The organism is Nonomuraea montanisoli (genome assembly GCF_013363975.1).
GTDB classification, from domain to species: Bacteria; Actinomycetota; Actinomycetes; order Streptosporangiales; family Streptosporangiaceae; genus Nonomuraea; species Nonomuraea montanisoli.
The window spans coordinates 85,041-97,833 of record NZ_JABWGN010000008.1 but is presented as its reverse complement, the minus strand read 5'-3'; the positions used below and the strand labels follow the sequence as shown (position 1 = coordinate 97,833).

Genomic DNA, 12,793 nt, shown 5'->3' with positions numbered 1-12,793 from the left:
ACGCCGCCGGACGAGCCCGCACAGCCACAAACCCGCAGGCTGGAGGAATTTACCTAGTCCGGATCATCGTTTGGCCGTCCATGGAATTCCCTCACGCCAGTCCGCCAATCCGCACATATCAGATATTTCACGACGTGCAGTGATATATCCGGAAATAAGGCTTTGCCTCTTGCCGGGAGACTGCGCCCACCACCCCCCTTAGCCTGAGTTCAGTGCGCCGTATCCGGCGTATCCCGGGAAAAACCGAATTCGACGCTCCAGCCAGATCGCCGGTCATGTCCGGAAGGCGATCCTCATCTCAGGGAGTGATCTCTGATGCTCAAGCGTCTCGTCATCACCGCCGCTCTGGCGGGTTCCACGCTCGTCGTCGGCGGCGCGGCCACCACACCGGCCGCCAGCGCCGCCCCCAAGTGCGCGACGCCCTCGTCCCAGCACCTCACCTCCGCCACGGCCAGCAAGTGCTCGTGGCGCTGGTGGCACGGCCGCAAGTGCAAGTACTGCTGGCATCACGGCGCCTGGGAGCTCCAGTGGTGCAAGGGCAACTGGGGCGGCGGCGGAGGCGGGGGAGGCGGCGGCGGCGGCTGGTGGTGGAACCACTGATCCGCGCCACGCGGTGACCGGCGGGTGTCCCGCGGGACTCGCGCTCGCGGGACACCCGTCCCCGCTCGGGGCGACGACCCTTCGGCTCTGCTCGAAGGGTCGTCCTCCTATGATCCGGGGATGAACCCCCGCGTCGCCGTCCTCACTCCAGCCGTCCTCACTCCAGCCGTCCTCACTCCAGCCGTCCTCACTCCAGCCGTCCTCGCCCCCACGCCCACCGCCGTGTCCGCCGCCATGACGGGCCGCACGGCGTGACACTGGCGCACCTGCTCGCCGTCTTCGCGGCGGGCGTCGCGGCCGGCGGCCTCAACACCGTCGTCGGTTCCGGCACGCTGATCAGCTTCCCCGTCCTCCTCGCCGTCGGGCTACCCCCGGTCACCGCGACGGTCTCGAACGCGCTCGGCCTGATCCCCGGCTCCGTCGGCGGCGCCATCGGCTACCGGAAGGAGCTGAGCGGCCAGGGCCGCCGGCTCGCGCGCCTGGGCGCCGGCTCCCTGGCCGGCGGTGTCACGGGGGCCTCCCTCCTGCTGGCGCTGCCGGCCGCGGCGTTCGAGACCATCGTCCCGGTCCTGGTGACGCTCGCCCTCGTCCTGATCGCCCTGCAGCCCTGGATCAGCGAACGGGTGAGACGCCGCCGGGAGGCGACCGGGCGGCCGGCGCGCCCCGACGGCGGGCCGCTGCTGCTGGCGGGGCTGACGCTGGCGAGCGTCTACGGCGGCTACTTCGCCGCCGCGCAGGGCATCATCTACATGGCGCTGATGGGCGCGTTCCTCGACGAGAGCATGCAGCGGCTCAGTGCCGTCAAGAACGTGCTGGTCGCCCTGGTGAACTCCGCCGCCGCCCTGTTCTTCCTGGTCGCCGGGGACTTCGACTGGACGGCGGTCGGGCTTCTCGCGGCCGGCTCGGCCATCGGGGGCCGGCTGGGGGCCACGGTGGGCCGCCGGCTCAGCTCGCGGGTGCTCCGCCTCCTCATCCTGGTGGTCGGCACCGTGTCCCTCGGCCAGTTGCTGCTGCGCTGAGCGCGCGCGGAAGGGCCGGCCCCGCGGACGCGGAGCCGGCCCTTCGGGGGGTCATGTCCCTACCGGTTGACGTTCTTGTACAGGTACACGGCCGTCTTCTTCTGCTGCGCGGCGCCGCCCTTGGCACGGTGCTTCTCCGCGACCGTCAGCGCCTGCTTCAGCGTCGTCGAGCCATGCACCTTCGCCGAGGCGTTGTACACGCCGTGCGCGTAGTTCAGCCAGGAGGCCAGCAGCTCGCGGTCCAGCAGCGCCGACGCGCTCCCGCTCTTCACGGCCAGCACCTTGTACGCCTTCGACAGCGTGCCGGCGTCGGTCAGCTCGGGGAAGACCGTGCTGCCGTTCTGGGCGATCGACAGGTAGCACAGGAGCGTCCGGTCCGAGAGGCTGCCCTTGTTCTTCAGCATCTCCGTCGCCCAGCCCTTGGCGCTCAGGGGCTTGGTGCCGTGGCCGCGGGCGCAGGTGTCGGGCACGGGCTCCGGGTCGGGGTCGATGCTGATGACGCCGGGGTCGCTCGTGCCGGGGGTGGTGCGCGTGGGCGACGGGCTGTGGCTCGGCTGCGCGGTGCGGCTCGGCTGCGGGGTGGCCGTCACCGTGGCGGTGGGGGTCGGCGTGACGGTCGGGGTGACGGTGGGCGTCGGCGTGGGGGTGGGCGTCGGCGTCGGCGTGCCCTTGGGCGGCGTGGCGGCGGCCAGGTTGACGCGCTTGGTGGTGACCGCGCCGTACGTGATCGCCTTGCCGGTGTCCTGCAGCTTGGCGAGGATCTGGGCGACGCTCATGCCGGGGTTGGCCTGCTTCATCACCGCGAACGCGCCGGCCACGTGCGGGGCGGCCATCGACGTGCCGCCCAGGTCCCCGTACGTGTTGCCCGGGACGGAGGAGCGGATCTGCACGCCGGGCGCGAACAGGTCGAGCAGCGGGCCGCGGTTGGAGAACGTCGCGATGCCGTCCTGGTCGTCGGTGGCGCCGACGGCGACGGCGCTCGACAGGCAGGCCGGGGTGGAGACGGAGTCGGCGAAGGCGTCGTTGCCGGCGGCGACGACCGGCGCCACGCCGAGCTGCAGCAGCACGTCGAACTGCCGCTTCATCGCGTTCTTGTTCGCGTCGGCGTCGCAGTGCACCGTGTACCGGCCGCTGCCCAGGCTCATGTTGACCGCCACGACGTCACGCGCCGCGGCGAGCTCGGCGACGTGCTGGAGCGCGAGCATCTGGTCGGAGGTGAAGCTGAGGAAACAGGGAGCGTTGCGACGCGCGTACTGCCGGCAGACGTCGTTGTCGCCGATCCTGGTGAAGACCTGGATGGGGATGATCTTCGCATCGGGCGCGACGCCGTCGGACGGGGCGCCCGTGGTCTTCTTGCCCGCGGCGATGCCGGCCACGTGAGTGCCGTGGTAGCACTGGTTGGCCCCGGCCGCCATGCAGGTGGGGATCTCGGCGTTCGCCGCGCCCGCGCCGGTCTGCGTCTGCCGGCCGTTCGGGCAGAGCGAGGTGGCGCCGTAGTCGGGGTCGATGGAGGAGAAGCACGCCTCCTCCACGATGCGCCCCGCGAAGAACGGGTGGTCGCTGTCGATGCCCGTGTCCAGGATCGCGATCTCGGCGCCCTTGCCGGTCCATCCGGCCTCGTGGGCCTTGTCGGCGCCGATCACCTTGGTGCTGACGTCGAGGGAGGCGACGGACAGCTCGTCCTTGTAGATCGCCTCGACGCGGTCGTCGGTCTTGAGCGACTCCAGGGTCTTGCCGTCGAGCTCGACGACGAAGAAGCCCTTCGGCGCCCTCTCGACGACGTCGATGCCGCCGGAGGCGTTCTCGGCCTTGTCGGCCACGGGCGCGACGCTCTGGCCGGGCTTGAGCTCGACGATCGAGCGTACCTCGTGTTCCTTCCTGATCTCCGTGACGAGCGCGGGGCTGACGTCGGGGTCGTCGGCGGTGGCCGCCTGGGCCGCCGGGGCCGCGACGAGCGCGGCCGAGGTCGCGGCCAGCGCCACGGCACCGGCCAGCAGAGACCGTAGTCTCACGGTTCCTCCGAGGGGTCGACCGTCCGGTTCCGGACGGGCCTGAGGGACGTGGGACGCCGACGGACGGCGCGGCCCGCCTGAGCCGGGAACGGCGGTGAGCTGCGGAACAAGCCCCCGAACGCGCTCAACCGCACGGCACAGGACAGCCGGAAGAATCCCCCATGTGATCTTTACGTACGAGGCAGGAGTGTACGCATGAGACTTAGTGAGGCCATATAGCTGAAACTGGTCTGTTATGGGGATATGTAGCGTTCCACATCGCGAGCCGGGCCGCGGGACCGCCCGGTCCGGAGCGCGCCGGTGTCAGTCGCGGTGGGCCCCGCGGGGCCAGACGACGTGCACCGGGATCCCGCGGTGGCGGGCCTCGGCGACCACGTCGGCCGTGCCGCCCGCGCCGCGCGCGGGCAGCCCGTCCCACACCGCGAGCAGCTCGTCGACGCCGTCCAGCATGCGGCGCCCGGCGGCCAGGTGCGACTCCGAGGTCGACTCCACGAACGGCAGCCGGTGCACCCGCGCGGCGTGCTCGTACAGCTCGTCGTAGGCCGGGTGCGCGCCCTCGGGCAGCGCCTCGCGGTAGTGCTCGGCGGGCACCACGGCCTCCAGCGACCCGCCGAGGTCGAGGACCGCGCGGGCGAAGATCTGGTCGGCCCCGTCGGCCAGACATGACAGCCCGACGAGCAGGGAGCCCTGCCCGGCGAGCGCCTCCCGGATCGCGCCGTCGACCAGCTCGGCCGTCTCCGGCGGGAGTCCGCGGTGGCCGGTGAACGCGATGCGGGACATGGTGCCGCCTTCTTCCTACGTGATCGTCGCGAGCAGTCTCTCGTCGAAGGTGCGGACGGTGGCCGTCACCGGGCCCGTGTAGGCGCGGCGGAAGCGCCGGGCGCGATGGATGATCCGCTCGGAGCCGTACGTGACGCCCACGGTGAGCGCGCTGGAGACGGACTGGAACGCCTCCTCGTGCCGTCCGGCCATCGCCTGGGCCGTCGCCATCTCGGTCAGGAGGACGCCGCGCTGCTTGACCGCCGGCCTGCCCGCCGACAGCGACTCGGACAGCGCGCTGCGTGCCTCCTCGGCGCGGCCCAGCCGTACCGACACCTGGCCGCGGTAGCCGGCCAGCTTGGCCTGGTCGAAGGGGAACACCCACGGCCAGGGCGGTGTGCCCGACCGCTCGCCGGCCGCGACCGCGCTCTCCGCGCGGCGCAGCGCCGTGCCGGCGGCCTCGGCGTCGTGCCCGGCCGCGTGGCCGAGCGCCTCGATGCTGGCCAGCCACGCGCCGGCGGTGGCCGGCGGGCGCTCGCCCAGCTCGCGCCGCGCCTGGGCGACCAGCGTGAGCGCCAGCACCGGATCGTCGGCCTCGACCTCGAACGCGGCCCGGCTGCCGATCATGTACGCGGCCAGCAACGGGTGCCCGGCCTCCCGGGCGCTCTGGACGGCGAGCCGGTAGTAGGTGCGGGCGGTGCCGAGGTCCTGCATGTCACCGTGCAGCCAGGCGGCGAACCCGGCCGCCTCGCTCAGCCCGGCCCGCAGGTGGCCGGCGGTGCGGGTGTCGGCCCGGCCGAGGACCGGGGTGCCGAGGACGTGCCCGAGGACGCGGCCGGCCAGGTCGACGTGGGCCACGGCCTCGCGGGCGAGCTCCCGCGCGGGCGTGTCCGGCTCCAGCCGCCGCCGGGCGCGGGTGACGCCGGCCAGGCTCTCGGCGGTGGACTCGTCGAGCCGGATCCGGGCGCTGCCCGCCGGGCTCGGCGCGGCGGCCTCGTCCAGCCGGGCGCGGGCGGGGCCGGCCGGTGCGGTGAGCGCCGCCGGGTCGCCGGAGTCACCGTCCGCCGCCGGGTCGTCGCCTCCCGGCACGCCGAAGCGGAGCAGGTGGAGCGGCAGCCCGAGCCGTACGGCCACCTCCCGCACCTGGTCCACGGTGAGAGGCTGCCGCCGGCGCACCACCTTGGACACCCAGCTCTGGGAGTACCCGACCACCTCCGCGAGCTGCGCCTGGGTCCACCCCCGCGCCCGGCGGATCTCGTCGAGCAGCGCCGGCACGTCGCCCTCGGCGAGCGCGGCGGCGACGGCGGGTGCCGTCCAGAGCCGGGACGGCAGGCGGTCGGGGGGATGCGTCACTCCGTCAGGCTATGCCGCGCGCGCCGATCGCGACAGAACGGCGACGTCAGTCGCGGCAGACCACGGGGATGGTCCCGCGGGTGTGGCCCGTTTCGACGTCGTCGCACACCTCGTCGTAGACGTGGGCCTTGGAGCAGGAGGCGGAGGAGCCGACCGGGCGCACGCACACCCACGCCGAGTCCCCGTCATCCGCCACGCGGGCCCGCGTGACCGCCCTGCCGTCGGATCCGGCGACGGCCTGCTGGAAGCCCTTGCTCCTGGTGACGTCGTCACGCACCCACACCCGCAGCCGGTCTCCCTCCGCTCCCCCGGTGAGTCCCGCGTGGTAGTACGGCTTCCCCTTGCACTTCCACAGGTCGGCTCTGCGCGAGCCCAGCCGCACCGTGTCGACCCGGGTCCAGGAACGGGCGACGCACACCACGTCCGCCGTGGCGGCGTGGGCGGGGGTGGGGAGGGGGGCGAGCAGGGCCGCCGCGGTGGCCGCGGCCAACAGGACCGATCTCATCGTCGGGCTCCTTTCGTCGCGCTCCACGCTAGGAAGGCGATGTTCAGGATCCGTTCAGCCGGGGCTGACCAGGACGTTCTCCACCTCGACCCGCGCCTGCCAGACCCTCAGCAGGAACTCCGAGCCGAGGCAGCCGGCGAGCAGCGGGTAGCCCGTGGCCGCGTACCAGGCGGTCTGGGTGACGCCGTAGTCGAACTGGTAGGCCACCCTGCCGTGGTCGTAGAGGACGCGCCAGTGATGCCGCCGCTGGTCCAGCCCGCCGGGCGGGGTGGCGGGCTGGTCGGGGAGGTAGTCGTTGGGCGCGGGCAGGCGCGTCATGGCGAAGGCGTTGGCCTGCCTGGTACGGCCCTGGTAGAAGGCGTACTGCAGCGACAGCCCGCGCGGCTGCGCGCCGTCGAACGCCGAGCAGACCCCGAGCCCGTACCCCCAGCCCATCCCCTCGGCGGGCGCCCGGCTCGGACCGCGCACGGTGACGTCGAGGTCCACCTGGAAGGCGCACCAGTCCGGCAGCCCGCCCCTGATCCCCGTCCAGGTGTACTCGTCGCCCGCCGCTCCGCCGAAGGCCGCCACGGCCCACCTGCCGGGGGCCGACTCGCGCGCGGAGCCCGCGCGGGTCGTGTCGAACCCCGACAGCTCCACGGGGGCGGCGTCGGCCCGGACGGCTTCCGCGCAGGCCCGCGCGCCGATCGGCACGGCGCCGGTCGAGACGCCGAGCGCGGCGAGCAGCGCCGCCACGGTGACCAGCGCTCCCAGCCGGCGGCTGCGCCAGGGGTACGGGGCGGCCAGCGGCACGAGCCCGCACCCGGCCAGCCACGCCGACAGCGCCTTGAGCGAGCCGGTGGCGCCCAGCACCCCCGCCGCCCCCAGCAGCACCGCCGCCAGACCCGCGGCGCGCTGCGTGACCCGGCGCGCGCTCCCCCGCGCTTCCGGGAGCGCGTCCGCCCGCGCCCCCTCGGCGGCCGGCCCGTACGGGTCGGGGACGGTCCAGGAGAGGTCCGGGGCGGGGACGGGCGCCCCGTCCAGCGCGGCGGCGAGCCGCTCGGCGTCGGGCCGCGCGGCGGGGTCCTTGCGCAGCGCCCACGCGATCACGTCGCGCAGGCGGCCGTCGACGCCCTCCAGGTCCGGCTCCTCGTAGGCGACCCGGCGCGTCACTGCCGCCACGGCGTCCTCGCCGAACGGGCAGCGGCCGGTCGCGGCATAGGCCATGATCGCGCCCCAGGCGAAGACGTCGGACGCGGGCGTGACCGGGTGTCCCAGAGCCTGCTCGGGCGACATGTACCCGGCGGTGCCCAGCGCGGCGCGGGTGGTCGTGCCGCCGTCCGCGAGCTGGGCGACGCCGAAGTCGATGACCTTGGGACCGGAGGGGGCCAGCAGCACGTTGGCGGGTTTCAGGTCGCGGTGGATCACGAGCGCCTCGTGCAGGGCCCGCAGGGCCGCGGCGACGCCGGTGCCGAGGGCGAGCAGTTCGTCCCCGGCCAGGGGGCCGCCGTCCGTCACCCGCCGGGCCAGGTCGGGCGCGTCCACGTACTCGGTCACCAGGTACGCGCGCTCGTCGTCCCATCCCGAGCCGACGATCCGGGCCGTGCAGGCGGGCGCGGTCTCGGTCACGCGCCTCAGGATCGCGGTCTCCCGGGCGAAGCGCCGGCGGTGTCCCTCGTCGTCCAGCCGTTCGTCGCGGATCACCTTCACCGCGACGCGCTCGCCGCCGGGCGTCTCGGCGAGGTAGACGGTGCCCATGCCCCCCTGGCCGAGCCGCCGCACGATCCGGTAGCCGCCGATGCGACGCGGGGGGTGGGGCACGCGTCCTCCCCGAGGGCGTGGCCGGGGCGGGCCGTGGACGGCCTGACGCGCCGACGGCCTGACGCACCGACGATAGGTCAGCCCGCCCGGCGGCGTCTCCGGCCGATATCCGATCGAGATCCGCCCGGCTCCGGCAGGCGGCGACGCCCGGGGGCCCGCGTGGACGCGGGACGGCGGGCACGCGTCGCGGCGGGCCCGCCGTCCCCTCGCCGTGCCGGGTGAACCGGCGGTCCAGGGGGGACGGCCGGTTCAGCCGGGACGGGCCGGTCGGTCAGTCCCGGCACCAGACGCTGCCGTCCGAGTACAGCCCGACGACCGCGGGCGGGTTCGGGACGAAGCGGATGCGCAGGCACTGGTTCTTGCGCGCGGCCTCGGCCAGCTTCCAGCGCGCCGCGACCACGCCGGCCGTCAGGGCGGCGCACGCCAGGGCGAGCCTGCGGTTCGACGAGCCGGCGCAGCGCGTCCGGAAGTCGGGTGCGACGTCGGACGCCGTCGCGAGGGTGCGGGTGACGCCGCGGCTGAGGTAGAGGCTGCAGGTCACGATCCCGCAGTTCAACGTGCCCAGGTAGAACGCGGACGCGGCGACCGTCCTGGGAACGGCCGAGGCGCCGGTGGCCGTACGGACGACGGAGGTGGAGGCCGCCGCGGGCGCGGCGGAGGCGCAGGTCCCGGCGCCGAGGGCCGTGACGAGGGCGAGGGCCGAGACGGGCGTGGCGGCCGTCCGGATGATCCGCTTCATCGCTGTTACCTGCCTTCCCGCGGGGACTCTCCCCGCGACTGAGGCCAGAGTGCGACGGGGGCGGTTCAGAGCCGGTTCAGCAGATGTTCGGCGCCCGCCCTGCCATGGGCGTCGCCCAGCTCGGCGAACATCGACCGGGCGAGCTCCAGCTCCGGCCGCCGGCGGGTGATCTCCCCCACGGCGGCCAGCGCCCGCGCGTGCCCGTGCCGGTCGCCCAGCGAGCGCAACCGGGCCGCCGCCTCCCCTGCCTGCTCACCCGCCGCCGGGGCGCCCTCCGCGTGGCCCACGAGGGCCAGGCTCAGCAGGCCGTACGCCGTCAGCCGGGGGTCGCGCAGGCGCCGGGCCGCGAGGTCGTGCTCCTCCTCCGCGGCGCGCCGAGCGGCGGCCCGCTCCCGCAGGGCGAGCCGGACCGTCACGAGGTCGTCGAGGCACGCGGCCTGCGCGTGGCGGTCGCCGAGGTCGCGCAGCACCGCCAGGGCGCTCATGAGGCAGTCGCGGGCCACCCCGTGCTCGCCCTCGCGGTGCCGGAGCACGCCGAGCGCGTGCAGGCAGCGGGCGGCGCCGCGCCGGTCGCCCGCTTCCCGGAACTCCGCCCGGCCCCGGGCGAGCATGCGCTCCGCCCGCGGATGCTCGCCGAGGTCCAGGTGGACGAGCCCGAGGCGGTGGAGCAGCCAGGCCCGCTCCCGGGGGCCGCCGTGGCGGACCAGGTGTCCCATGCTCTCGTCGTACGCCCGCACGGCCGCGCCGAGGTCCCGCCGGGCACGGCGCAGGTCGCCGAGGTCACGGGCGGTGAGGCCCCGGGCGCGCTCGTCGCCCGCGGCGTCGGCCGCCTCGCGCGCGTGCCGGTTCGCCGTCTCCCATTCGTCCAGGAGCAGGCGCGCGTCGAAGAAGGGGGTGAGCGCGTGCGCCAGCCGCCAGGCGAGGTCCGGCCGGGCCGGGGTCAGGTCGCCTACCAGCGCCACGAGGAAGCCACGCTCGGCGTCCAGCCACTCGACCCCGTCCCTGATCTCGGTCGTGCCCGGCGCGGGCCCCGTGCCCGCGCCGAACTCCTCAGCGGCCAGGGGGAGGACCGCGGCCTGGACGCGGGTCAGCGCCAGGGAGCCCAGCTTGGGCAGCGCCTGCCCGCCGGCGTCGATGGAGCGTTCCCGTACGAGCAGGCGCACCAGGTCGTGCAGCCGGAAACGGTCCTGTCCCGCGGCGTCGGCCGCCAGCCGCTGGAGCAGGCCCAGCTCCGCGATCTCGGCCACCTGGCCGGGCGAGGCGAGGGCGCCCCACGCGGCGAAGTCCGCGGCGGACAGCGCCGCCACGAGGTCGAGCGCCGGGCGCAGGTCGTCGTCCAGGCTCTCGTAGGCCAGCTCCAGCGGGGTGCGGACGGCCAGGTCGCCGGCCCGCAGCTCGTCGAGCCGCGACGGCTCCTCCCGCAGGCGCCGGGACAGCGCCGCCGTGGAGGTGTCACGGCCGGCGGCGAGCCGCGCCCCGACGACGCGGACCGCGAGCGGCAGCCCCGCGCAGGCGTCGAGGACGCGCCCGGTCGCCGTCGGGTCGGCCTCGACCCGGGCCGCGCCGCCCAGCCGGGTCAGCAGCGTGCGCGCCTCGTCCGGGGTGAACAGGTCCACCTCGTACGGCCTGCCGCCGGAGATGCCGGTCAGCGGCGAGCGGCTGGTGATGACGGCGGCCGAGCCCGGGCCGGTCGGTAACAGGGGCCGCACCTGCTCCTCGCCCGCGGCGTTGTCGAGCAGGACGAGCAGGGAGCGGGTCGCGGTGAGGGTCCGGTAGGCCGCCAGGCGTTCCTGCGCGGACGCCGGTACGGAGCCTCCGGGGAAGTTCAACGACCGGAGGAAGCGCGCGAGCACCAGGCCGGGGTCGGGTTCGCCGCGCAGGTCGGCGAAGAGCTGCCCGTCCGGGAAGAGCCGCCGGTGCCGCCACGCGGCGTGGACGGCGAGGGTCGACTTCCCGGCGCCCGCGTGCCCGTACAGGATGATCGGGAGCGGCGCCCGGCCGGACCGTGCCGCGAGCGCGGCGCCGACCCGGTCGAGCAGCTCGCGCCGCCCGGTGAAGTCCGGCTCGTCCCGGGGCAGCTCCGCCGGCGCCGGGCCGCGCGGGCCGGCCGACAGGGACGGGTCCTGCCGGAGGATCCGCTGGTGCAGCAGGCGCGTCTCTTCGGACGGCTCGCTGCCGAGCTCCTCGTCCAGGACCCGCCTCACCTGCTCGTACAGGGCGAGTGCCTCGCCGAGGTTCCCGGACCGGTACAGGGCGACGAGCAGCAGGCGGTAGGCGCTCTCGCGGAGCGGGTGCGCGGCGACGAGGCCCGTCAGGTCGGCGCGCGCCCGCCGGTAGTCGCCCCTGGCGACCCACAGCCCGCACAATTCCTCGACGGCCGCGGCACGCAGCTCCTCCAGCGGTTCGGCCTCCATGCGGCGCAGGTGGTCGGACTCGACGTCCTCCAGGGCGCCGCCTCGCCACAGGGCCAGCGCCTCCTCCAGCGCCCGCTCGCGGCCGGCGGCGTCGCCGTCGCGCCGGTCGAGCAGCCGCCTGAAGCGGTGCGCGTCGACCTGTCCCGGGTCGAGGCGCAGGCGGTATCCCCTGCCGCCGGGGACGTTCTCGATGAGGTCCTTCGGCAGGATGCCGCGCAGCTCACTGAGGTACACCCGGATCACGGTGGAGCCGATCTCGCGCTGCCCGGCCAGGGCTTCGAGCAGCCGGTCGACCGTGACAGGACGGCCGGCGGCGAGGGCGAGCGTGGCCAGCACCGCCCGGTGTCTCGGTTTGCGCACCGGCAGAGCACGCCGGCCGTCACGGACTTCGAGCTGCCCCAGGAGGTTGATCTCCACGGCCATACGACGCCCCGCCCTCGTAGCGGTCCGCATTCGCGAGAATGCCCTGCGCCACAAAGTGTAGATATTTCCGGCCATCTCATCGAGATCGTGCGGGGCATGTCCGCCAGGCGATCGTGAAAGTTGCCCACCGCCACGCGGGCGGCCGCAGGTCGCCGGCCGTACCCCCGGTCCCGGGCCGCTGCCCCGTTCCCGCCGCCGATCGCCGCTCCTACGATCTGCGCGAGCGCGTGGCCCTGTCACATTCGCGTCCCGCCGCGTGTCGAGCAGGCAGAGACCTGAGACAACGACACGAGAGCAGGACAGTCATGACGTCATCCATCCTGGTCACCGGCGGTACGGGCACACTCGGCCGCCTGGTCGTACCGCTCCTGAGCGCGGCGGGCCGCGAGGTGCGGGTGCTCAGCCGCGCCGGCCGCGAGCCCCGCGACGGCGTCGCGTACGTGAAGGGCGACGTGTCCACCGGCGAGGGCCTCGACGTCGCGGTGCGCGGGGCCGGGACCGTGGTGCACTGCGCCGGCAGCGCCAAGGGCGACGACGACAAGGCCCGGCACCTGGTGCGGGCGGCCTCGGCCGCGGGTGTGCGGCACCTGGTGTACATCTCGGTCGTCGGCGTGGACCGGGTGCCCGTCGTCAGCGGGATCGACCGGGCGATGTTCGGCTACTTCGCCGCCAAGCGCGCCGCCGAGCGGATCGTGGCCGAGTCGGGCATCCCGTGGACCACGCTGCGCGCGACCCAGTTCCACGACTGGGTCCTGATGACGCTGCGGCAGCTCGCGAAGCTGCCGGTGGTGCTGCCGACCTGGAGCGGGGTCCGGTTCCAGCCGGTCGACACCGGCGAGGTGGCGGCGCGGCTGGCGGAGCTGGCCCTCGGCGAGCCGGCCGGGCTGGTGCCCGACCTGGCCGGGCCGCGCGTGCACGCGATGGAGGACCTGGCCCGCGACTACCTGCGGGCCGGGGGCAGGCGCCGGCTGGTCGTGCCCATGCGCACGCCGGGCCGGGCCGCCGCCGCGTTCCGCGAGGGCGCGAACCTCGCCCCGGACCACGCGGTCGGCCGCCGTACCTGGGAGGACTTCCTCGCCGCCCAGGCGCGCCGGGATCTCTGAAGGGGGCGGACGCGCGGGCGGCCGGCGGCGTGTCGCCGCCGGCCGCCTCCGACGTCCGCAGGACGA

Annotated in this window: 10 protein-coding genes; 3 read left to right on the top strand and 7 right to left on the bottom strand. The window is 75.0% G+C overall.

Annotated features, from left to right (window positions below; translation table 11 throughout):
* Positions 1 to 315: 315 nt before the first annotated feature.
* Positions 316 to 600, top strand: coding sequence for a hypothetical protein (locus tag HTZ77_RS21350; RefSeq protein WP_175591418.1), 285 nt, complete (start codon positions 316 to 318; stop codon positions 598 to 600).
* Positions 601 to 851: 251 nt separating this feature from the next.
* Complete coding sequence (locus HTZ77_RS21345) at positions 852 to 1,619, top strand: sulfite exporter TauE/SafE family protein (protein ID WP_175591417.1); 768 nt, start codon at positions 852 to 854, stop codon at positions 1,617 to 1,619.
* A gap of 59 nt (positions 1,620 to 1,678) precedes the next feature.
* Here the strand turns inward: HTZ77_RS21345 and HTZ77_RS21340 are convergent, their stop codons facing one another.
* From HTZ77_RS21340 to HTZ77_RS21310, 7 genes are all read right to left on the bottom strand, one after another.
* Positions 1,679 to 3,631, bottom strand: a complete 1,953-nt coding sequence (locus HTZ77_RS21340) for a S8 family peptidase (RefSeq protein ID WP_175591416.1) — start codon at positions 3,629 to 3,631, stop codon at positions 1,679 to 1,681.
* A 303-nt stretch (positions 3,632 to 3,934) separates the two neighbouring features.
* A complete protein-coding gene (locus HTZ77_RS21335) occupies positions 3,935 to 4,411 on the bottom strand; it encodes a hypothetical protein (protein WP_175591415.1) in 477 nt (158 codons plus the stop codon).
* Positions 4,412 to 4,426: 15 nt separating this feature from the next.
* A complete protein-coding gene (locus HTZ77_RS21330) occupies positions 4,427 to 5,743 on the bottom strand; it encodes a helix-turn-helix domain-containing protein (RefSeq protein WP_175591414.1) in 1,317 nt (438 codons plus the stop codon).
* 46 nt (positions 5,744 to 5,789) lie between these two features.
* Entirely contained in the window at positions 5,790 to 6,248 is a 459-nt protein-coding gene (locus HTZ77_RS21325) for a hypothetical protein (protein WP_175591413.1), read from the bottom strand.
* A 54-nt stretch (positions 6,249 to 6,302) separates the two neighbouring features.
* Positions 6,303 to 8,048: a serine/threonine-protein kinase gene (locus HTZ77_RS21320; protein WP_175591412.1), complete on the bottom strand. Its 1,746-nt coding sequence runs from the start codon at positions 8,046 to 8,048 to the stop codon at positions 6,303 to 6,305.
* Between the two features lie 271 nt (positions 8,049 to 8,319).
* On the bottom strand, positions 8,320 to 8,787 hold the full coding sequence (locus HTZ77_RS21315; protein WP_175591411.1) for a hypothetical protein: 468 nt from the start codon (positions 8,785 to 8,787) through the stop codon (positions 8,320 to 8,322).
* A 65-nt stretch (positions 8,788 to 8,852) separates the two neighbouring features.
* Positions 8,853 to 11,618 (bottom strand): AfsR/SARP family transcriptional regulator, encoded by a 2,766-nt coding sequence (locus HTZ77_RS21310; RefSeq protein WP_175591410.1) that lies wholly within the window; start codon positions 11,616 to 11,618, stop codon positions 8,853 to 8,855.
* A 311-nt stretch (positions 11,619 to 11,929) separates the two neighbouring features.
* Between HTZ77_RS21310 and HTZ77_RS21305 the strand changes: the two genes are divergently transcribed.
* On the top strand, positions 11,930 to 12,727 hold the full coding sequence (locus HTZ77_RS21305; RefSeq protein WP_175591409.1) for an SDR family oxidoreductase: 798 nt from the start codon (positions 11,930 to 11,932) through the stop codon (positions 12,725 to 12,727).
* The last annotated feature ends 66 nt before the right edge of the window (positions 12,728 to 12,793 follow it).

Excerpts from the sequence above, each read along its gene's own strand:
- HTZ77_RS21350 (WP_175591418.1), top strand. The coding sequence starts at position 316 with ATGCTCAAGCGTCTCGTCATCACCGCCGCTCTGGCGGGTTCCACGCTC.
- HTZ77_RS21335 (WP_175591415.1), bottom strand. The coding sequence starts at position 4,411 with ATGTCCCGCATCGCGTTCACCGGCCACCGCGGACTCCCGCCGGAGACG.
- HTZ77_RS21325 (WP_175591413.1), bottom strand. The coding sequence starts at position 6,248 with ATGAGATCGGTCCTGTTGGCCGCGGCCACCGCGGCGGCCCTGCTCGCC.
- HTZ77_RS21315 (WP_175591411.1), bottom strand. The coding sequence starts at position 8,787 with ATGAAGCGGATCATCCGGACGGCCGCCACGCCCGTCTCGGCCCTCGCC.
- HTZ77_RS21305 (WP_175591409.1), top strand. The coding sequence starts at position 11,930 with ATGACGTCATCCATCCTGGTCACCGGCGGTACGGGCACACTCGGCCGC.